The sequence below is a fragment of the Glutamicibacter sp. 0426 genome, assembly GCF_001906485.1.
Lineage (GTDB): Bacteria > Actinomycetota > Actinomycetes > Actinomycetales > Micrococcaceae > Glutamicibacter > Glutamicibacter nicotianae.
Map to the genome: position 1 here is coordinate 15,476 of NZ_MPBI01000001.1, position 20,235 is coordinate 35,710.

Annotated in this window: 17 protein-coding genes, 1 tRNA gene and 1 riboswitch; of the genes, 11 read left to right on the plus strand and 7 right to left on the minus strand. The window is 62.9% G+C overall.

Translation table 11 applies throughout. The annotated features are described in order from the left end of the window. Positions 1–54: 54 nt before the first annotated feature. Both BKX98_RS00075 and BKX98_RS00080 read right to left on the minus strand, forming a co-directional pair. A tRNA-Gly gene (locus BKX98_RS00075) sits at positions 55–125 on the minus strand. 104 nt (positions 126–229) lie between these two features. Next, positions 230–715, minus strand: coding sequence for an SseB family protein (locus BKX98_RS00080; protein ID WP_073705801.1), 486 nt, complete (start codon positions 713–715; stop codon positions 230–232). Positions 716–826: 111 nt separating this feature from the next. On the opposite strand from BKX98_RS00080, the gene BKX98_RS00085 reads away from it, so the two are divergent. Next, on the plus strand, positions 827–2,533 hold the full coding sequence (locus tag BKX98_RS00085; RefSeq protein ID WP_073705802.1) for a fumarate hydratase: 1,707 nt from the start codon (positions 827–829) through the stop codon (positions 2,531–2,533). 127 nt (positions 2,534–2,660) lie between these two features. On the opposite strand, the gene BKX98_RS00090 is transcribed toward BKX98_RS00085, so the two are convergent. Further along, a complete protein-coding gene (locus tag BKX98_RS00090) occupies positions 2,661–3,521 on the minus strand; it encodes a D-alanyl-D-alanine carboxypeptidase family protein (protein WP_073705803.1) in 861 nt (286 codons plus the stop codon). Between the two features lie 189 nt (positions 3,522–3,710). Between BKX98_RS00090 and dcd the strand changes: the two genes are divergently transcribed. After that, positions 3,711–4,292, plus strand: a complete 582-nt coding sequence (gene dcd / locus BKX98_RS00095; RefSeq protein ID WP_038991749.1) for a dCTP deaminase — start codon at positions 3,711–3,713, stop codon at positions 4,290–4,292. An 82-nt stretch (positions 4,293–4,374) separates the two neighbouring features. Here the strand turns inward: dcd and BKX98_RS00100 are convergent, their stop codons facing one another. Further along, positions 4,375–5,694, minus strand: a complete 1,320-nt coding sequence (locus BKX98_RS00100) for an MFS transporter (protein ID WP_073705804.1) — start codon at positions 5,692–5,694, stop codon at positions 4,375–4,377. 226 nt (positions 5,695–5,920) lie between these two features. On the opposite strand from BKX98_RS00100, the gene BKX98_RS00105 reads away from it, so the two are divergent. From BKX98_RS00105 to mnhG, 6 genes are read left to right on the plus strand one after another with little or no spacing between them, the layout of a single operon-like run. Continuing rightward, a complete protein-coding gene (locus BKX98_RS00105; protein WP_073705805.1) occupies positions 5,921–8,890 on the plus strand; it encodes a Na+/H+ antiporter subunit A in 2,970 nt (989 codons plus the stop codon). Next, a complete protein-coding gene (locus BKX98_RS00110) occupies positions 8,887–9,336 on the plus strand; it encodes a Na(+)/H(+) antiporter subunit C (RefSeq protein ID WP_073705806.1) in 450 nt (149 codons plus the stop codon). Before BKX98_RS00105 ends, BKX98_RS00110 begins: the two co-directional genes overlap by 4 nt. Beyond that, positions 9,333–10,934: a Na+/H+ antiporter subunit D gene (locus tag BKX98_RS00115; protein WP_073705807.1), complete on the plus strand. Its 1,602-nt coding sequence runs from the start codon at positions 9,333–9,335 to the stop codon at positions 10,932–10,934. The genes BKX98_RS00110 and BKX98_RS00115 overlap by 4 nt, the downstream gene beginning before the upstream one ends. A gap of 11 nt (positions 10,935–10,945) precedes the next feature. After that, positions 10,946–11,572, plus strand: a complete 627-nt coding sequence (locus tag BKX98_RS00120; protein ID WP_307723211.1) for a Na+/H+ antiporter subunit E — start codon at positions 10,946–10,948, stop codon at positions 11,570–11,572. Between the two features lie 2 nt (positions 11,573–11,574). Further along, positions 11,575–11,841: a monovalent cation/H+ antiporter complex subunit F gene (locus tag BKX98_RS00125; protein WP_038991741.1), complete on the plus strand. Its 267-nt coding sequence runs from the start codon at positions 11,575–11,577 to the stop codon at positions 11,839–11,841. Next, positions 11,841–12,242 (plus strand): monovalent cation/H(+) antiporter subunit G, encoded by a 402-nt coding sequence (gene mnhG / locus BKX98_RS00130; protein WP_073705808.1) that lies wholly within the window; start codon positions 11,841–11,843, stop codon positions 12,240–12,242. The genes BKX98_RS00125 and mnhG overlap by 1 nt, the downstream gene beginning before the upstream one ends. Before the next feature lie 60 nt (positions 12,243–12,302). Here the strand turns inward: mnhG and BKX98_RS00135 are convergent, their stop codons facing one another. Further along, complete coding sequence (locus BKX98_RS00135) at positions 12,303–12,545, minus strand: DUF4235 domain-containing protein (RefSeq protein WP_052253819.1); 243 nt, start codon at positions 12,543–12,545, stop codon at positions 12,303–12,305. Between the two features lie 84 nt (positions 12,546–12,629). After that, positions 12,630–12,750, plus strand: a riboswitch (TPP riboswitch). A gap of 62 nt (positions 12,751–12,812) precedes the next feature. On the opposite strand from BKX98_RS00135, the gene BKX98_RS00140 reads away from it, so the two are divergent. Together BKX98_RS00140 and BKX98_RS00145 are read left to right on the plus strand one after the other, a co-directional pair. Then, positions 12,813–13,421 (plus strand): ECF transporter S component, encoded by a 609-nt coding sequence (locus tag BKX98_RS00140; RefSeq protein WP_073705809.1) that lies wholly within the window; start codon positions 12,813–12,815, stop codon positions 13,419–13,421. Continuing rightward, positions 13,418–15,745, plus strand: coding sequence for an ATP-binding cassette domain-containing protein (locus BKX98_RS00145; protein WP_073705810.1), 2,328 nt, complete (start codon positions 13,418–13,420; stop codon positions 15,743–15,745). The genes BKX98_RS00140 and BKX98_RS00145 overlap by 4 nt, the downstream gene beginning before the upstream one ends. Here the strand turns inward: BKX98_RS00145 and BKX98_RS00150 are convergent. After that, positions 15,742–16,617 (minus strand): aminodeoxychorismate lyase, encoded by an 876-nt coding sequence (locus BKX98_RS00150; RefSeq protein WP_038991732.1) that lies wholly within the window; start codon positions 16,615–16,617, stop codon positions 15,742–15,744. The genes BKX98_RS00145 and BKX98_RS00150 overlap by 4 nt on opposite strands. 165 nt (positions 16,618–16,782) lie before the next feature. Between BKX98_RS00150 and cls the strand changes: the two genes are divergently transcribed. Continuing rightward, positions 16,783–18,279, plus strand: coding sequence for a cardiolipin synthase (cls, locus tag BKX98_RS00155; protein ID WP_255314538.1), 1,497 nt, complete (start codon positions 16,783–16,785; stop codon positions 18,277–18,279). A gap of 10 nt (positions 18,280–18,289) precedes the next feature. On the opposite strand, the gene BKX98_RS00160 is transcribed toward cls, so the two are convergent. Next, positions 18,290–20,215 (minus strand): chorismate-binding protein, encoded by a 1,926-nt coding sequence (locus BKX98_RS00160; protein ID WP_233125250.1) that lies wholly within the window; start codon positions 20,213–20,215, stop codon positions 18,290–18,292. Positions 20,216–20,235 lie beyond the last annotated feature (20 nt).

The following is a 20,235-nucleotide window of genomic DNA, read 5'->3' on the forward strand; positions in this document are numbered from 1 at the left end:
CTGGCTGCAGGGACAGAAACGCCGGAGCACCATTGGTGCCCCGGCATTCGCTTGAGCGGGCGACGGGAATCGAACCCGCGTATCGAGCTTGGGAAGCTAGCGCTCTACCATTGAGCTACGCCCGCAGTGCTCCGAGCGGCCTATTGACGGCCCGGGCATCAAAAGCATATCCCACGAATCTTGCGCACCGGCAAACGGCACGGGAAATCGTGGCAAAAGTTACGAAATGCTATTCCGGACGCTTCTCGTTGAGCAGCTGTTCACGCAAAATCGCCACCCCATCAGCGGGGACTTCGAAGCTGAGCTCGTCGCCGGGGTTCACCACGAAGCCGGTGTTCTCCAATGCGCGCACCACGGTGGCGCCCTGGACCTTCACACCGTAGGGTGCCATGTCGATGTACGAGGAAGGGATCCGCTCCAGGGTGGTGAACACCGCTACCACCGCTTCGCCCGAAGGGTTGGTGAGCATCATCGGCTGGGCGTTCTTGTTCTCCCCGGTGACCTCTTCGCGGGAGAGGAAGTACACCTCCGCACTCATGAACGCGCCGATGACCGAACCGGAGAGCTCGGGTTTGTTAAGCCCGGCCTGCAGCATCATCTCGAAGTGAGTTTTGGGCTGAGCCCGCTGCTTGTCCATCGGGGTTTCGATGATCGCATCTGGGCCCGGGGCAGGCTTTTGGTTCTCGTGCGCTTCGGAGGCGTTGTCGTTGCTCATGTATTACAGCATGTCGCGATAAACCTTCAGGTGCAAACGGCGAATGCGGTTAATTCGGGGTAAAGGCCTAAAATGGCAGATGAGCACCCACGATTGAATCAAGGACTGAGCATGCCTGAATTCCGTTATGAGGATCTTCTGCCCATTGGCGAAGACACCACCAAATACCGCAAGATTTCCTCCGAAGGCGTCGAGGTAGTCGCCGGTCCGGACGGGAAGAACTTCCTGAAGGTCGCGCCGGAAGCCTTGGAGCAGCTGGCAGAAACGGCGCTGCACGATATCTCGCACTACCTGCGCCCGGCCCACCTGCAGCAGCTGCGCAACATCCTCGACGACGAGGAAGCCAGCCCGAACGACAAGTTCGTGGCGCTGGACCTGCTGAAGAACGCGAACATCGCCGCCGGCGGCATCCTGCCGATGTGCCAGGACACCGGCACCGCGATCGTGATGGGCAAGCGCGGCCAGCGCGTGCTCACCGAAGAGCAGGACGAGATCTCGCTCTCGCGCGGCATCTACAATGCCTACACCCGGCTGAACCTGCGCTACTCGCAGCTGGCTCCGATCACCACCTGGGAAGAGAAGGCCACCGGCAACAACCTCCCGGCGCAGATCGACCTGTACGCGAACACCAAGGACGGCGCTGACACCAGCTACAAGTTCCTGTTCATGGCCAAGGGCGGAGGATCGGCCAACAAGTCGTTCCTGTACCAGGAGACCAAGGCGATCCTCAACGAGAACTCGATGCTGAAGTTCCTCGACGAGAAGTTGCGCTCGCTGGGCACCGCCGCGTGCCCTCCGTACCACCTGTCCATCGTCATCGGCGGCACCAGTGCCGAGATGGCATTGAAGACCGCGAAGTACGGTTCGGCCAAGTACCTGGACTCGCTGCCCACCGAGGGCGCGATGACCGGCCGCGGCTTCCGCGACACCGAACTGGAAGAAAAGGTCCTGGAACTGACCCGCCACTTCGGCATCGGCGCCCAGTTCGGCGGCAAGTACTTCTGCCACGACGTGCGCGTGGTGCGCCTGCCGCGCCACGGCGCCTCGATGCCGGTGGCCATCGCCGTATCCTGCTCGGCCGACCGCCAGATGCTGGCCAAGATCACCGAGGAAGGCCTGTTTGTCGAGCAGCTGGAAACCGATCCGGCCCGCTTCATGCCGGACGAATCCCACCCGGCCATCGCGGCCCACGACCACGAGACCGATGGCGTCACCGGCACCGGCGGTTCTTCCGTGGTGAAGATCGATTTGAACAAGCCGATGGATGAGATCCTGGCCGAGTTGACCAAATACCCGGTCAAGACCCGCCTGTCGCTGACCGGTCCGCTGGTTGTGGCCCGCGACATCGCGCACGCCAAGATCAAGGAGCGCCTGGACGCCGGCGAAGGGATGCCGCAGTACCTCAAGGACCACCCGGTGTACTATGCAGGTCCTGCCAAGACCCCTGAGGGCATGGCCTCGGGTTCCTTCGGCCCGACCACCGCAGGCCGCATGGACTCCTATGTCGACCAGTTCCAAGCTGCCGGCGGCTCGATGGTCATGCTGGCCAAGGGCAACCGCTCCAAGCAGGTCACCGATGCTTGCAACACCCACGGCGGCTTCTACCTGGGCTCCATCGGCGGCCCGGCCGCGCGCCTGGCCCAGGATTGCATCAAGAAGGTCGAGGTGCTCGAATACGAGGAGCTGGGCATGGAAGCAATCTGGAAGATCGAGGTCGAGGACTTCCCTGCCTTCATCGTCGTCGATGACAAGGGCGAGGACTTCTTTGCCGAGACGCTGAAGCCGACCTTCACCGGCATCCCAGTGCGTGCGAAGTAGGACTTCAAGCTAGTAGGAGCCGCCAGCTGAAAGTTGGCGGCTCCTTTTCCTGTTCGGGCCGCTTTGTCCCGTCGCCGGGAACGAGGAACCAGGTCCGGGCTTGGCAGTGAATCCTGCCCCGGGGTGGCTACTGGGTGAAGCCGAAGCCCCAGTCGCGGTACGGCGGAAGGAAACGCAGGACCAGCAAGTCCTCGTCGACGACAACATCTTCGCCAGCCTTCTGGGATTCTTCCTTCGGCTTTTCTTGCTTGGCCTTTGCCGGTTCCTTCTCGATGGCAACCTCAGCTTCGCTCTGCTTGGCGCTCTCAAGCGAGTCGGCGAGCATCTGGTGGTACTCTTCGAAGGTTTCTGCGCCGGAAGCCAGCATCGCTTCGGCATGCTCGGTTCCGATGTAGCGCACATGCCATGGCTCGTACTTGTAGCCGGTGATCTCTTCCTTGCCCTGTGGATAGCGGATGACCAGGCCGTACTCCACCGCATGTTCGGCGATCCACAAACCGGCCGGAGTCTGGCCGAACTCTGCCTTCAATTCGGCACGGCTGTTGGTGTAGCCCAGGTCTGCGGCCAAACCGAGCTGGTGCTCGCTGGTCCCGGGGCGTGCAGAAATGCGTTCGGCATAGGCAGTGCCGTATTTGGCTTGGTACTGGTTGAACAGCACCGCCTGGCGCTCGTAGGAACGGTAGGCGCTGAGCAGCTTGATCGAGTGGCCGGCGGCGCGTGCGTCGGCAATGAGGGCTTCGACCGCCTTGGCGGCTTCTGGACGCAGGGTCATCGAGCTGCCGGCAACACTCACCAGCTTGCCTGGAACGTAGTCTTCTGGCGAAAGCTTCGTGCTGGGGTTGATCAGGGCCAGGGGGCTCGATGCCGTCGTCAGCTGCGAGCTCTCCACCGCAGGCAGGTCCTCAGCCGGCGCAGCGAGTGCGGCGGTGCCGGAGAGCAGCAGTGCCGAGGCGAGTACGGTGCCAGTCAGCGCGTAGGCTAGACGCATGTTGAATAAACCCTTGTGTTGCGGAGCGATGATGGGAAAACCCAACTTAACGATAGCTGGAAACACTGGGTATTTGGTGAGAAATCCGCCACCGGCGGGTGAACAGGAGGCGCCTGCGGGAATCGACTCGCCGTACATATTTGGCCCAATAGTTCGGCTGCCGGGGAAAGTCAGGATAAATTTATATCCGTGTTGTATTCAGATGGTGATATTCGTCGAGAAATAGCGTCCGGTGAGATTGGGCTGGAGCCCTTTGAACCGGCGATGGTCCAGCCCGCATCCGTGGATGTTCGACTTGACCGGTTCTTCCGGCTTTTCGACAACCACAAGTATGCGCACATCGACCCTTCGGTGGAGCAAGACGAGCTTACCCGCCTGGTCGAGGTCGACCCCGATGAGCCATTCATCCTGCACCCGGGCGAATTCGTGCTCGGCTCAACCTATGAAGTGGTGACCTTGGGCCACGGCGTGGCAGCCCGCCTGGAGGGCAAGAGCTCGCTGGGACGGCTCGGTCTGCTTACCCATTCCACCGCCGGCTTCATCGATCCGGGCTTCTCCGGACACGTGACCTTGGAACTGTCCAACATGGCAACCCTCCCTATTAAGCTGTGGCCCGGTTCGAAGATCGGCCAGCTGTGCTTCTTCAAGCTGACCTCGGACACCGAGCACCCTTATGGTTCCGGCCCTTACGGCAACCGCTACCAGGGCCAGCGCGGCCCAACGGCTTCGCGCAGCCACCTGAACTTTCACCGGACGAGCATCGAGAACTAACGGCAGCACGCCTGGTCATCTAGCAAACGGCGCTGGCTCCCAACGATTGTTGGGAGCCAGCGCCGTTTGCACTCGGGTTGGCTCAGGCGGCCTTCTTCGGCGCGCGGATCGGCAGGAGCAGCAGCAGGCCGAGAGCCAAGACCACCAGGATGCCCAGGATGCCGTAGCGCTGAGCTTCACCGGATGCCACCAGCGGGGTGGCGATGGCGATGGCCCCGGCGAACAGTGCAGGTGCCAAGAAGGACACGGCGCGGCCGGTCGTCGCATACAAGCCGAAGAGTTCCCCTTCGCGCCCTTCGGGAATCAAGCGCGAGAGGTAGGAACGTGAAGCTGCCTGTGCCGGTCCGACGAACAGGCACAGCAGCAGGCCGAAGATCCAGAAACCTGTGGCTTCGGGGGAGAAGAAGACGCCGGCGCCGGCCACCAGCAGGCCGATGAGCGAACCGACAATGACAGCCTTCGGTCCCGCCCAGTCATCGACCCGGCCGCCAAGCACGGCACCCAGGGCGGCAACCACGTTGCCGACGATCGCGAAGATGATCACTTGGGTCAATTCGAAACCGAAGGTGCCGGCGGCAATGACCCCGCCGAAGGTGAAGATCGCTGCGAGCCCGTCGCGGAAGACGGCCGACGAGCACAAGAAGAACAGCAGGTTGCGGTCGCTGCGCCACAGTTCCTTGATGTTGTTGAACAGCACCTTGTAGGTCTGAACCAACGGGATCTTCTTCGACGTGCTCGGCGGTGCTTCAGGGATCACGAAGAACAGCGGCAGCGCGAAGAGCAGGCACCATGCGGCCGAGAATATTGCCACCCAGCGCAGGTTCAGGGATTCATCGGTATTGGCACCCGGCCATTCCACAATGGGCTGCACGAAAAGGAAGAGCACCAAGGCGAGGGCGAGGATGCCGCCGACATAGCCCATGCCCCAGGCGAAGCCGGAGACCTTGCCGACCGTTGCCTTGGTGGAAATCTGGTTCAGCACCGCGTTGTAGTTCACGCCGGCGAATTCGCCGACGACAGACATGCCCGCGATAAGGATAGCGCCGAACCAGAGGTAGGAAGGGTCGGGGTAGACGAAGAAGCAGGCCGCGCAGATCACCACGAGAATCAGCGTGTTGACCACGATCCACAGCTTGCGCCGTCCGGCAACATCGGCCCGGAGCCCGGTGACTGGCACCAGCAGGGCGATGGCCAAACCGCCGACGGCCAGTGCCTGCGAGAGCACCAATGAAGCATGATCGGTATCGCCAAAAAGCTCGCTGGTCAGATAGACGGTGAAGACGAAGGTAATCATTACCGCGTTGATCGCCGCTTGGCCCCAGTCCCAGCTGGCCCAGGCCCATGTGTACCTATTAAGCCACTTTTCACGAATCGCTGACGGTTCGACCTGATTGATTCCCATGCTCGCATCGTACCGGCAACTGGTAATCAGGGAATGAATAGGAACGACTTTTTAGAAAATATCGAGCGATTCAGAAAATCAGCTGGTTGCGGAAAACGCGGGGAATATTCATTAAACGACACATTCCTGCAATGGCAGGCAGCTGCTGGCTGATAAAATTACAGATGCAGACGCTTTTTGCGGCGTTCTGGATACTCTGCCCACCACCAGCCGACAGAGGAAATGCGTGCTAATAATTCTCACTGCGCTGTTTGTGACCGCTCTTTTATGCCCACTGATATTCAGGGCCCTGAAGCGTAACGGTTTCTACGTTGTGGCGGTCGTTCCTGCAGTGGGATTCATTTGGTTGCTGACCCGCATGCCTGCGGTGCTTTCCGCTGACAATTCACTGGCCAATGGTGCGCCAAATGCGCCGCCATCAGTTCAGATGGAATGGATTCCCGGGCTGAACATCGCCCTGAATTTCCGCATGGATTCCTTGGCCGCGACAATCCTGCTGCTGATCCTGGGCGTGGGCGCGCTGGTGCTGTTCTATTGCGCCCGCTACTTCAAGAATGATGATCCTCAGATCGGCGGCTTCGCGGCGAAGATGGTAGCTTTCGCCGGGGCCATGACCGGCCTGGTGACGGCAGATGACATCATCATCATGTTCATTTTCTGGGAAATCACCAGTGTCCTTTCCTACTTGCTGATCGGTTTCAGCCAGGCCCTGATCACCGCGCGCCGTTCGGCCATGAACGCCCTGATCATCACGACCCTCGGCGGTCTGGTGATGCTCGCCGGCATCCTGATGCTCGGCGCGGCGGCCGGCAGCTACCAGCTGTCGGAAATCATGGCGTCGGCCGATGCGCTGGTGGCGCTGGGGACCTTCACCGATGTTGCGGTGGCGCTGATCATCGTCGGTGCGATCTCCAAGTCGGCCCTGGTGCCCTTCCACTTCTGGCTGCCCGGTGCCATGGCGGCCCCGACCCCGGTGTCCGCGTACCTGCACGCGGCGGCCATGGTCAAGGCCGGTGTCTACCTGATCGCCCGCCTGGCCCCCGGCTTTGCCGAGACCGCGCTGTGGGCACCCATGACCGTGGGCATCGGCATTCTGACCATGCTCATCGGAGGCTACCGGGCGCTCAAGCAATACGACCTCAAGCTGATCCTGGCCTTCGGCACGGTCTCGCAGCTGGGCTTCATCATCGCGGTCTTCGGCTTCGGCACGCCCGAAGCCGCCTTCGCGGCGCTGGCCATGACGCTGGCGCACGGCCTGTTCAAGGCGACGCTGTTCTTGAGCGTGGGCATCATCGACCACAACACCGGTACGCGCGATATCCGCAAGCTCACCGGTTTGGGCCGGGCCATGCCGATCCTGGCCACGACCACCGGCATTGCCGCGGCCTCCATGGCCGGCGTTCCGCTGCTGTTCGGCTTTGTCGCCAAGGAGGCTGTCTACGAGGCGGCCCTGCACCTGGATACCGGGTGGTCGCTCGCGGCACTCATCGGCATCCTGCTAGGCGCAGCGCTGACCATGGCCTATTCGCTGCGCTTCTTCTTCGGAGCGTTTGGCGTGCAGAAAAAGAAGCTGCCCGCGCTGCAGTGCAAGGCCCCGACGCTGATCTTCCTGGCCCCCTTGCTGGTTCTTTCGGCGGCGACGCTGTTCCTCGGCCTCTACCCGCAGCTGGTGGAGCCGTTGGCCATCCACTGGTCGGCCGCGCAGGGCGGCCCTGGCAAGATGCACCTGCTGCCCTTCGCCGGCTTCAACGCGGCCCTCGGGCTGAGTGCCATTTCCGTGGGCCTGGGCCTGTGCTTCTTCTGGCTGCGCCACCGCACCGACACCGGCGCCCCGCTGCGCCGGATGATCACCTCAGCCGAGGAGATCTATCGCATGTCGGTGAACGTGCTGGACAAGGCGGCCATTTGGATCACCGGCCGCACCCAGCGCGGTTCGCTGTCCTTCTACCTGGGCGTCATCCTGGTCGTGGTGCTGGTGATTCCGCTGGCCATCGCGCTGACCGTCTACACCCCTTGGCCGTCGAACTGGATCATCGCCGACCACCCGGCACAGCTGCTGATCGGTGCGGTGATCATCGCCGGTGCGGTGATTGCCATTACCGCGCCGAAGCGCTTCATGGCGGTGCTGATGGTTTCGGTGACCGGCTACGGGATGGTCGCGATCTTCGCCCTGCAAGGTGCCCCCGACCTGGCGCTGACCCAGCTGCTGGTGGAGACCATCGTGCTGGTCTCCTTCGTGCTCGCCCTGCGCGCCTTGCCCAAGCGGCTGTGGGTCGGGCTGACCAAGATCAAGTGGGGCCGGGCGATCTTGGCGATCTCCCTGGCCTTGATGGTCGTCTACATCGCCATCGCGATGATGGCCGCGCGCACCGAGGCACGCATTTCCCTGGCTTGGCCGGACCTGGCCTACTACGACGGATTCGGCAAGAACATCGTCAACGTGGCCCTGGTGGATATGCGCGTGTGGGATACCTTCGGCGAAATTACCGTGCTGGCGGCGGCAGCCACCGGTGTGGCGTCGCTGATCTTCGCCGGACGAAGCTTCGGCAACCGGGTACGCGCCCACCACGTGGCTCCGGGCAGCATCGACGCCGGGTCCGAAGCCATCGGCACCAAGGACTCGAAGGAAACCGAACTGCGCATCGCCCGGCGTTTCGCTTCCAGCTCCAACCAGGACTGGCTGATGGCCGGCAACACGCTCGTCGCTGAACGCCGCTCGATCATTTTCGAAGTTGTCACCCGGCTGATGTTCCACACCGTGCTGATCATGTCGGTGTACACGCTGCTGACCGGGCACAACACCCCAGGCGGCGGCTTTGCCGGCGGGCTAATTGCCGGCTTGGCGCTGACCATCCGCTACCTGGCCGGAGGCCGCGTGGAACTGTCCGAGTCGATGCGCATCGCTCCGGGCATGCTGATTGGCGGCGGCATTGCGCTGGCCGGCCTGGCCGGCATCGTGCCGCTGCTGCTGGGCGATGGAATCTTCACCACTTATGCCCTGGAATTCTGGTTCTTCGGCGAGCACAAGTTCGTTTCCTCAACGATTTTCGATATTGGAGTGTATCTGGTGGTCCTTGGCCTCGTGCAGGATGTGCTGCGTTCCCTGGGCAGCGAAATCGATTCGCTGTCCGAAGGCCGCAGCCCGGTGGACCGCCACGATGAAATCCAGGCATCACGGACAGGAGTTGGCCGATGAGCGTGAATATCACCTTCGTCGTCGTCACCGGCGTGCTGCTGGCTGCCGGCTTCTACCTGGTGCTCGAACGCACCCTGACCCGTGTGCTGCTGGGCATCATGCTGCTGGGCAACGGCATCAACCTGCTGCTCCTCACCAGTGGCGGCCGCAAGGGAGCGGCACCGCTGTTCAACCCCGAGGTGCCCGCGGACGAGTATTCCGATCCGCTGCCGCAGGCGCTGATCCTCACAGCGATCGTGATCACCTTCGCAGTGACCGCGTTCCTGCTCGCGATGATCTACCGGTCCTGGACCTTGACCAGCGCCGATGAGCTCACCGATGACACCGAAGATATCAAGGTGTCCCAGAAGACCGCCTACGACGAGGAAGAGGACTCGCCGGTGGCTGAGGACACGACCGAATTCGTCGATGAAGAAGGCCGCCCAGTGCGCGAGGGGGAAGAGTGAATTTCCTGGATCTAGCCCCGTTGGCTGTGGTGCTGCCGATCTTCGGCGCCGGTGCCGCGTTCCTGGCCCGCCGCCAGGTCCGCATGCAGCGCCTGATCACTATCGGCATCCTCACCCTGACCCTGGTGCTCGAAGCCGGGATGCTCGCCGCCGTGTGGGGCGGGGAAAGCTACGCCATCCACATCGGCGGCTGGGACTCGCCTTTCGGCATCGCGCTGATGGTCGACGGGTTCAGCTCGTTCATGCTGCTGGTCTCCACGGTTGTTTCGCTCGCCGTGCTGCTCTTCGCCACCAGCCAGGGCCTGGCCGATGGCGATGAGCCCGGACCGGTGTCGATTTTCCATCCGGCCTACCTGATCCTGCTCGCCGGCGTGTCCAACGCCTTCCTGGCAGCCGACCTCTTCAACCTGTATGTCGGATTCGAAATCCTGCTCACCGCCAGCTATGTGCTGCTGACTCTGGGCGGCACCGCTGAACGCATCCGCGCCGGCACCACCTATGTGGTGGTATCGGTGGTCTCCTCGGTGATCTTCCTGATGGCCATCGCGATGATCTACGCGGCCACCGGCACGGTGAACATGGCAGACCTCGCGGTGAAGCTGCCTGAATTGGGCCAGGGCCCGCAGCTGATCCTGCATGTGCTGCTGCTGATCGCCTTCGGCATCAAGGCCGCGGTCTTCCCGCTGTCGCTGTGGCTTCCGGACTCCTACCCGACCGCGCCGGCACCGGTCACCGCTGTGTTCGCCGGGCTGCTGACCAAGGTGGGCGTCTACGCGATCGTCCGCACCGAAACCCTGCTCTTCCCGGGCGGCTCGGTCAACGCCGGCCTGCTGGTGGTGTCCGCGCTGACCATGGTCATCGGCATCCTCGGTGCGCTGGCGCAGACGGACTTCAAGCGCATGCTCTCCTTCACGCTGACCAGCCACATCGGCTACCTGATCTTCGGCGTGGCAGTGGGCGGGCCGCTGGCGATCGCCGCGACCATCTACTATGTCGGCCACCACATCATCGTGCAGACCTCGCTGTTCATGGTGGCGGGCCTGATCGAACGCCGTGCCGGCAGCTCGAATGTCACCCGGCTCGGTTCGCTGGCCAAGCTGTCCCCGGCGCTCTCCCTGCTCTTCTTCATCCCGGCCATCAACCTTGGCGGCATCCCGCCATTCTCCGGGTTCCTGGGCAAGTTCGGGCTGCTGCATGCTGCCGCGCAGGACGCCGACCCGCTGACCTGGGTAGTGATCGGCGCCGGGCTGCTGACCAGCCTGCTGACCCTGCTGGCGATCATCCGCGTGTGGGCCCGCGTGTTCTGGCGCCGTGCCGCCGATGCCGAGGTGCCCAACCAGGAGCTGGTGGCCGAAGCGACGCAGGTCGCCGACGAGACGCTGACCGGCGGTGCGCAGAACCCGCGCCTGGGCTTGAAGCTGGCCAAGCAGCTGGAAGCCGACTCCTTGCCCTGGGGCATGCGCTATGCCACCGGTTCGCTGGTGCTGGCGGGCATCGCCCTGACCGTCTTTGCCGGGCCGATCTTCGAATTCTGCGAGCGGGTGGCCGCTGAGCTGATCGCCCGTGAACCATATATCAGCTCGATCTTGCCATTCTGATTGGAGGGATGATGCCGAACAAGAACTTTGAACCGCGCGACCAGCGCATCGATGATGCGCTGGATACCTCCGGCGTGCGCCACCGTGCGACACTCAAGCAGGAGTGGCCGCTCCTGCTGCTGCTGCTCTTCGTCTGGGGCGCCCTCTGGCAGGACTTCTCGCTGGCGAACATGATCTTCGGGGCGGTCATTGCGCTGGTGATCGTGAACCTGTTCCCGCTGCCGCCGGTGGTCCTTTCGGGCCGGATCAACCTCTGGTACTGCGTGAAGCTGTTCATCTGGTTCCTCGGGCAGGTAGTCGCGGCCAGCGTCCACGTGGCCTGGCTGGCAATGGTCCGCGGGAAGAACACCCGCAGCGCGATCATCGCCGTCCCGCTGCGCACCGGCTCGGACCTGATCGTGATGACCGTGGGCCACGTGCTCACGCTGATCCCGGGATCCTTCGTGATCGACGTGGACCGCAGCTCGTCGACCCTGTACCTGCACTACATCGACATCCAGTCGCCGGAGGATGTGGAGACGGCACGGGCAGCTATCCGGGACATCGAACGCCGGCTGATCATGGCCATCGGCAGCCGTGACGAGTACGAGGCGATCAAGAGCGAATGCGGACCGGACTTCGCTGCGAGGAAGGGATAAACATGCTGGATATCGTCATCTGGATCTGCGGCATCATGCTCGGGCTGGGTGCCATCGCCTGCCTGATCCGGGTTGCCAAGGGGCCATCAATCCTAGACCGGGTGCTTGCCCTGGACGTGATGCTGCTGATCATCTCCGCCGCCCTGTGCCTGGAGATGGTGCTGCACAAGCACACCGACTACCTGCTGTTCGTGGTTGCCGCGTGCATGCTCGGCTTCATCGGCTCGGTGACCGTCTCACGCTTCGTCTCGGATCAGAGGAATGCCTAATGGAACTCTTCCTCGATATCCTCGTCGCCATCCTACTGATCCTCGGCTGCCTGATGTCCTTGATCGCAGGCATCGGCTTGCTAACCTTCCCGGACATGCTCACCCGCATGCACGCGGCCACCAAGCCGCAGGTGCTCGGCTTCCTGCTGATCTTCGCCGGGTTGGCCATCTACCTGCGCAGCTGGGCGGTCATCCCGGTCCTCGCGTTGGCTTGGGGCATGCAGCTGCTGACAGCGCCGGTTTCCGCCCACATGATCGGCCGTTCCGGCTACCGCACCAAGCACGCGGCCAAGGAAACCCTGTTCTCCGATGAGCTCAGCCTTGTGGTCAACAAGGTCAACGGCGCACCGCCCACCGGAGCAACACCGATGTCCAAGGCCGAAGCGCCAGAGGACAAGTAATGCGAAAAGAGCGGGAGCAGTTCAGCTGAACTGCTCCCGCTCTCGGCTTGCCGCCGAAGCCTATTTGGTGAACTTGGCAACAACCTTGTTGGCGCTGCGGTCGGCCACGGTCTGCATGATCGCTGCCACCAGGGCCGAGACGATCGCGAAGCCCAATGCGCGGCGGAAGGACGCTTCAGCCGCTTCCTCGGTGCCCTTGCGTGGCGCTTTGCTGCCAGTTGCCTTCAACCAAATGAAATCAACCAGCTTGCCACCGAGCATGCCCGCGCCAACGGTGATGCCGGTAGTGACAAGTTTCTGCACTTTATCCATTTTTTCCTCGCGATCAAGCTCGTGACACATCGTTCCTCTGCCCAGCATACCTGCGGTATGGTGGGGGAGCAGTAATTATTCCGACAGGGGAGCGTCAGACTTCTACGAAGTCGCAGGACGCTGAGAGTGCGATGGATCGCAGACCCTCGAACCTGCCCCGGCTAGTACCGGCGAAGGAAGTCGAGCATCTCGGATGCGGATAGGCGCAGCATGCCCTCATTCCGTGCATCCCCCCTCCTTTCCACAGGAGGACCAACAATGAACGAAACAATTTCGAAGCATCGTACCGGCTGGCGTGTCGTCGATATCGTCGTGGCATCGGTGATCGCCGTGGCTTCAGGAGTCATTTTCTGGGCATGGAGTGCCGGCTACGGCCTGTTTTCGCTGGCCTTCGCGGCTTTCCCTCCAGCCACCGCGCTGCTCACCGGCATGTGGCTGTTCCCCGCGGTGCTCGGCGCATTGATTATCCGCAAGCCTGGCGCCGCGATCTACTGCGAGCTGCTGGCCGCCGTGGTTGAAGCGCTGCTCGGCTCGCACTACGGGTTGACCGTGCTGATCTCCGGCCTGGTCCAGGGCCTGGGCGCGGAGCTGGTCTTCGCGGCATTCCGCTACCGCAAGTGGAACCTGGGCGTGGCACTTCTGGCAGGCCTGTTCTCCGGCCTGTTCGCCGGCATTACCGAGGCATACATCCTGGCCTACTACGTCGAGTACACCGCCGGGATGAAGATCTTCCACGTGATCGCCACCGGTGTTTCCGGTCTGGTCATCGCCGGGCTGCTGTCCTGGCTGGCCACGCGCGGACTGGCGAAGACCGGTGCCCTGAGCGCACTGGCGAGCCGGCGTGCACACCTGGAAACCGCAAAATGAGTTCAGTTGCCAATTCCGATGCCGCCTCGCTGACCCAGCGCGGAGCGTCAATCACCGCAACTGGTTTCGGCTGGCAGCACTCGGAGCGGCAGGAACCTGCCATCTCGGGGCTGGATCTGCAGATCCACGCCGGTGAAAAGGTGCTGCTGCTCGGTCCATCCGGTGCCGGCAAGTCGACGTTGCTGCATGCAATGGCCGGGCTGCTGGAAGCCGATGAGGATCAGCAGCTTGCCGGCCAGCTGCTGATTGATGGCAACGATGCGTTCAGCCGGAGCCACCCGGTGGGCTTGATGCAGCAGGACCCGGAAACCCAGGTCGTGCAAAGCAGGGTCGCCGATGATGTGGCCTTCGGAGCGGAGAACCTCGGGATGGATCCGGGCGTGATCCGCCAGCGGATCCCCGAAGTGCTGGACGCGGTCGGATTGGGCGCGCTGTCCTTCGACCACCGCACCCAGCAGCTCTCCGGCGGGCAGAAGCAGCGCTTGGCCCTGGCTGGCATCCTGGCCATGGAACCCGGCCTCATGCTGCTCGATGAACCGACCGCCAACGTGGACCCGCAGAGCATCGGGCCGTTGCGCGATGCGGTGCTGAACGCCGCGAAGCTATCCGGTGCCACGCTGGTTGTGGTTGAGCATCGGCTCGAAGCCTGGGCAGAGCATATGGACCGGGTTATCGTGCTGGAACCGGGCGGGGGAGTCGCGCACGACCTGGATCCGCGTCAGCTGTACACCGAAGAACCCGTGCGCCAGGAGCTGGCTGCCGCCGGGCTATGGGTTCCCGGATATGTTCCGCAGGTGGCACCGGCCGAGAACCTTGCCGGAGCTATGCTGCTGGAAGCGCGGCAGCTGGTCTGCGCCCGCACGGCTACCGCGCCGCATACCCAGGCGGTGGATATGGAAGTGCAGGCGGGCACCGCCACGGTGATTCTCGGCGAGAACGGCGCCGGCAAATCGACGCTGGCCCTGGCCCTGGGCGGTTTGCTGGCCCCGGCCAGCGGTGAGCTGACGGCCACCGCGCAACTGGCCGACGGCCTGGGCAATTCCCCGTTTGCTTGGAAAGCCGGTGCACTGATCGGGCGGATCGGCTCGGTCTTCCAGGAGCCCGAACACCAGTTCGTGACGCAGAGCGTCCGCGAAGAGCTGGCTTTCGCACCCAGCCGTGCGCAGGCGAGCAGCGCCAACGCGCCGAAGTACGACCCGGCCCAGGTCCAGGCGCGCGTCGATGCGTTGCTTGAACGCTTGGGGTTGGCGCATTTGGCTGAGGCGAATCCGTTCACGCTATCCGGCGGAGAGAAGCGCCGGCTGTCCGTGGCCACCGTTTTGGCAGCCTCGCCAGAGGTGCTGATCCTCGACGAGCCGACGTTCGGGCAGGATGCGAACACCTGGCGGGAGCTGGCCGGGTTGCTGGTCGAAGAGCTGCAGCAGGGCACTGCGATCATTGCAGTCACCCACGATGAGCATTTTGCCTCGGTGCTCCAGGCCAACCAGCTGGTGCTCGCTTCCGGCACCCCGGATGCTGATGCCCCGCGCCAAGGGCCGGTGCTCGATGCGCCGGTAGGGCACAGCTGGCTGGCGAAGATCAATCCGCTGGCCAAGCTGGGTGCGGTGGCCGCGGCAACGCTGCCGCTGATCACCACCTTGGATTGGGTCTCGGCACTGGTGATTATCCTGGCGACCGTGGTGTTCTTCCCGCTGGCCGGGCTGAGCCTGCTGAAATTCCTCAAGCGTGCGTGGCCGTTGCTGCTTGCCGGGATCTTCGCGGCCTGGGGCATTGCCCTGGTGGGCCAGGACAGCGGCATGGTGTACGCGCAATTCGGCGCCTTCAGCATCACCGAGGGATCGGTAGCCGGCGGCATCGCCACCGGACTGCGCGCCTTCGCACTGGCCATCCCGTGCATCTTGCTGCTGGCCACCACGAACCCCAGCGATTTGGGCGGGGCGCTGTCCCAGCAGCTGAAGGTCCCGCACCGGTTTGTGCTCGGGGCGCTGGCAGGCATGCGATTGCTTGGGCTGATGGTGGAAGAATTCACCACGCTCACCCTGGCCCGGCGTGCTCGCGGTGTCGGAAACTTCGGCACCGTGGGCCAGCGCATCAGGGCAACCCTCGGCCAGGTGCTGGCGTTGCTGGTGCAGGCGATACGCCGCGCCGGACGGCTGGCAACCACGATGGAGGCCAAGGGGTTCGGCACGGCCAAGCGCACCTGGATTCGCACGGCCACCTTCACCTGGCGTGATGGCATGGTGCTGGCAACCGGAATCCTGCTTGGCACGACCGCCATGGCTGCGGCCGTGCTGGCAGGGACCTACAACCTGGTGTGGTCCTAGCGGATTGCGTCGCTCAGGGCGCTGAGCTCCTCATGGAGCTCGGCGTCCAGCCGCAACGGCTTGGCATCGATGGTGCGCACCGGGGTGAGCAGGCGGATCGATGACACCAGCCACACGCCGTCGGCCTGGTACAGGTCTTCAGGGCGAAGCGGGCCATAGCCCAGCTCCCAGCCGTCCTGCGCCGCCGCATCGAAGATCGCGCTTTGCGTGGTGCCTGGCAGAATGCCGGTTTCCAGCATCGGGGTGAGCAGCCGCTTGGTCTCGCCATCGCGCTGGGCAACCAGCACGGTTGAGGTCGGAGCTTCGAGGATGATGCCGTCAGCCGAAGTGAAGATGACGTCATGGGCGCCGTGCTTGTGCGCGTAGCGCAGGGCGGCCATGTTGATCGAATAGGAGAGGGTCTTGGCGCCCATCATGAGCCATGGTGCGCGTTCTGCCAGCTTCGAGTCGTAGCCGCGGTCCAGCAGCAGGACATCCACGCCGGTTTCGCGCTGTTCCTTGCCCAGCGCCGGTGCCGGGGTGACGGTGACCCAGCAAATGGCGGGATCGTTGTCGTGCTCGCCGCGTGCAGCGACCAGCTTCACCACGGCCTCTTCGGCGCCGCCGGTGGCGTCGAAGTCGGCCACCGCGGTGTCGACCGCGGCATACCAGCTGCGCGAATCGGGGATGGCCAGGTCTGCGACTTCAGCAGAGATTGCCAACCGTGCCAGATGCGCTTCGAATTTGCGGACGGCCTGGTTGGTGTAGAGCATCGATTCGAAGATGCCATCACCTCGCGTGACTCCCTGTGCAGTGACCAGAAGTTGCGGTGCGGTGATATCGGCAAGACGTCCGGCCGGATAGGCAGGATCCAAGAATACAAGTGAGCTCATAAAGACAGATTATCGAACCCCAGCGTCTTCTGCGTGATTTCTGCGGGCGGAGATTCAGACAAGCAGGAGATTGTTCGATAAGCTAATCGAAGGATTTTGGCCTGTATATCGCAGATCAGAGGCCGAAATGCCAACTTCGAGTGTATAGCCAAAGGGGGTGCCTACGTGTGGCCGAGCAATGAAGTCTTCTTGCAGATCGGCGGTGTTCTCTGGAGCGTGCTGGTCGCGATTGAGCTTGCGGTCCGCTACTTCATGATCGGCATCGTTCCGGGCAACCGGCGCCCCACCACCGCAATGGCATGGCTCTTGGCCATCTTCTTCCTGCCCGTGGTAGGACTTGTCGCCTATTGGCTATTCGCCAATCCACGGCTGTCGCGCAGCCGGTTGGAAAAGCAGCGGCGGGCTCACGATGAAATCATGAAGGCCACGAGCCACATGCAGCTGCCCGAAGAATTCCATTCCCAGGAGGAATGGGTCGAATCGGCGGTCATGCTCAATCGCAACCTTGGTGCCATGCCGCTGGAAGGCGGCAACCAAGTTGAGGTCCTTTCCGATTACCGTGCCTCGCTTGACGCAATGCGACTGGAAATCGAAAAGGCCACCCGTTATGTGCACATCCAGTTCTACATCATGGGCGATGACCCGGACTATGTTGGGCCGGTACTCGATGCGCTGGAAGCGGCAGCGGATCGCGGCGTGCACGTCCGATTGCTTTTCGACCACTTGGGGACCTTGCGCGTCAAGGGCTACAAGGATTTCAAGAAGCGCCTGAAGAAGTCCAATATCAACTGGCACCCGATGCTGCCCATCGACTTGATTGGCCGGCGCTGGCGACGCCCGGATCTGCGCAACCACCGCAAGATCCTGGTGGTTGACGGCGAGGTGGCTTTCACCGGAAGCCAGAACCTGATCGAACCTGGCTACAAGCGCGAGTCCGCCCACAAGGTTGGCCGCGAATGGGTTGAAATGATGTTGCGCGTCGAAGGCCCGCTGGTGCGCAGCCTGGACGTCACCTTCGCTACCGACTGGTGGCAGGAGGACGACGACCAGGAAGTGCTGATGGACATGGCCGAGGCCCGCCACCCGCTGGCCTACGAGGAACGCCCTGGCTCCACCCTGGCGCAGCTGCTGCCCAGCGGCCCAGGCTACGGGACCGAGAACAACCTTCGGCTGTTCAATACGCTGATCTATTCGGCCTCCGAACGCCTGGAGATCACCAGTCCCTACTTCGTTCCCGACGATTCGCTGCTCTACGCCATCACCACTGCCGCACAGCGCGGGGTGGAAGTCGAGTTGTATGTTTGCGAAGAAGGCGACCAGTTCCTGGTGCACCATGCACAGCAGTCGTATTACCAGCAGCTGCTGGAAGCCGGCGTGCGCATCCACCGGTATCCGGCTCCCATGGTGCTGCATACCAAGTGCTTCACCGTGGATAACGAGGTGGCGGTGGTGGGATCCTCGAATATGGATATGCGTTCGTTCAGCCTGAACATGGAGATATCCGTGATGCTGCTGGGCCGGGAAATGGTCGATGCGGTCAACCAGGTGCAGAACCACTATCGGGATATTTCTTCGGAGATCACCCTGTCGCAGTGGCGCCGCCGGCCGCGCATGCAACGTTGGATCGACAACGTCGCACGCCTGACGGCCACCTTGCAGTGACGCGTAGCGCTTAGGATTCGTCCGGGAAGCTGGCCCCCAGCGCCTGGAGCACACCACGGGATTTGGTGATGACCTCGTCCCATTCGTCGGCGGGTACCGAATCTGCGGTAATCGCTCCGCCTAAGCCCAAGCTCAAGCGCCATGACTGGTCAGCCAGCTGGTCGCAGACCAGGGTGCGGATCACCACTGAGAAGTCGGCAGCGCCATCAGCACCCAAATAGCCCACCGCCCCTGAGTACAGTCCGCGGGTACGATGGTCTTCCAGCTCATCCAGGATATTCATTGTGGACAGCTTCGGTGCACCGGTCATGGAACCGGGAGGGAACGCTTCACGCAGGGCCTCGGCGGCCAAGTGCGGGGAGGACAGCGTTGCGTCGATGGTCGAGACCATCTGGTGCACCGTCGCATAGGATTCCACCGCGCACAGCCGGGCTACCTTCACCGAACCGGGAACCGCATGGTGCGACAGGTCGTTGCGCAGCAGGTCGACGATCATGATGTTCTCGGCCCGGTCCTTGGGATGCGTAGCCAAATCATGCTTCAAAGCGAGATCCGATTCTTCATTCTCGCCGCGCGGACGGGTGCCCTTGATCGGCTCGGCCCGCAGCTGCCCGTCCTTGGACAGCGCGAGGAAGCGTTCCGGCGACATGCTGGCGATCTGCAGATTGGCGAAGCGCAGGTAGTGGGCAAAGGGTGCCGGGCTGGAGCGGCGCATGCGGCAATAGGCTTCGAATGGATCGAACTGTTCGGCATGGGCGGTCAACTCGGTGGTCAGGCACACTTCGTAGGTGTTGCCTTCATAGATCTCCCGTTGAGCTTTGCGGATCTTGTGCCTGTAGCCGGTTGCAGTATCCGCGCAGCTGAATTCCGGGATGGGCAATTCCCGCCCGCTGCGCAGTTCTGGCGGGTTGCCCAATAGGATGCTCACTGCCGCTGCGGGCTCGGCAATGCTGTGCAGATGCATCTGCTCTTGGTGATGGTCGATGACCACCACGGTGTCCGGCGCGAATAACTGGGCATCCGGGCGTACCCGTCCGGGTTCAACCACAGCCTGCAGATCTGCTGCGCCGACCTCGCGTTTCAGCTCATACCCGAGATACCCCACCCATGCGGGCAACGGATAGCCGGTTTTCGCATCGATTGGCGAGCCAGGCCAGCAGCCAGCCAGGGCGCGGAAGAAATCTTTGCCCAGCCGTACTTCAGCGCCGGGCAGTCGGATGCTCGTGCCGTGGCTGGTAGCGCTCAGCAACGGCGGCTGCTGAGCAGTGGAGAGAGCAAGCACCGAATAGCGATTGCGTCCCAATGGGTCGCTGAGCTTGTGGCTTGTCGATTCCAATAACGCGGCATGCGGAAGGGCAGCGGCCAGTTGCTCGAAAAGCGAGGCCGCATCACCTGGCGCCTCGTAGCTCTGGCGGAATTCCAGGACGCTGGGAGCCGTGTTGGGGCCTGCGCACCGCTGGCGTATTCCGGCGGGCAGGTATGGGCAGGCCAGTGCCCAGATTTGCATGGGATCGCGGTCGCTGGCGGCGTCCATCACCAGGTCGGCCGCGTGGTGCGGGTTATGGGCCTTCAGGTACCGATCTTCCTGCTCGGCCCACATGTCCCAGTACGGGCGGTAGGTCTCGCCGTCGCGGGCCAGGGCCCGGTCGCGGCGGCAGTTTTCCGGGGCCTCAAGCCAGATTCCGAGGTCGAGGTACTTCCGGGCTGCGCCATGGAGCGCGCCGACGCCTTCAACGACAACGATCTCGGCAGGCGAGAAGTTGCTGGATTGGCCGAGGGTACTCGATTCCCAATCCCAGGTGGGGTATGCAGCGGTGAGCCCTGCTGCCAGCTGCGGCAGGATCCGTTCATACAGCTCGAAGGAACTGTGCAGTCCATCCCAACCGTGGTAAAGGTCTTCAAGGCGCAAAATAGCTACGGAGGCTGTGGCTTCCAAGTATTCCGCTAGGTCTGTTG

Bases quoted from the DNA above. Each gene is read 5' to 3' on its own strand.
- BKX98_RS00080 (WP_073705801.1), bottom strand. From the start codon at position 715: ATGAGCAACGACAACGCCTCCGAAGCGCACGAGAACCAAAAGCCTGCC.
- BKX98_RS00085 (WP_073705802.1), top strand. From the start codon at position 827: ATGCCTGAATTCCGTTATGAGGATCTTCTGCCCATTGGCGAAGACACC.
- BKX98_RS00090 (WP_073705803.1), bottom strand. From the start codon at position 3,521: ATGCGTCTAGCCTACGCGCTGACTGGCACCGTACTCGCCTCGGCACTG.
- BKX98_RS00100 (WP_073705804.1), bottom strand. From the start codon at position 5,694: ATGGGAATCAATCAGGTCGAACCGTCAGCGATTCGTGAAAAGTGGCTT.
- BKX98_RS00110 (WP_073705806.1), top strand. From the start codon at position 8,887: ATGAGCGTGAATATCACCTTCGTCGTCGTCACCGGCGTGCTGCTGGCT.
- BKX98_RS00120 (WP_307723211.1), top strand. From the start codon at position 10,946: ATGCCGAACAAGAACTTTGAACCGCGCGACCAGCGCATCGATGATGCG.
- BKX98_RS00125 (WP_038991741.1), top strand. From the start codon at position 11,575: ATGCTGGATATCGTCATCTGGATCTGCGGCATCATGCTCGGGCTGGGT.
- mnhG (WP_073705808.1), top strand. From the start codon at position 11,841: ATGGAACTCTTCCTCGATATCCTCGTCGCCATCCTACTGATCCTCGGC.
- BKX98_RS00140 (WP_073705809.1), top strand. From the start codon at position 12,813: ATGAACGAAACAATTTCGAAGCATCGTACCGGCTGGCGTGTCGTCGAT.
- BKX98_RS00145 (WP_073705810.1), top strand. From the start codon at position 13,418: ATGAGTTCAGTTGCCAATTCCGATGCCGCCTCGCTGACCCAGCGCGGA.
- BKX98_RS00150 (WP_038991732.1), bottom strand. From the start codon at position 16,617: ATGAGCTCACTTGTATTCTTGGATCCTGCCTATCCGGCCGGACGTCTT.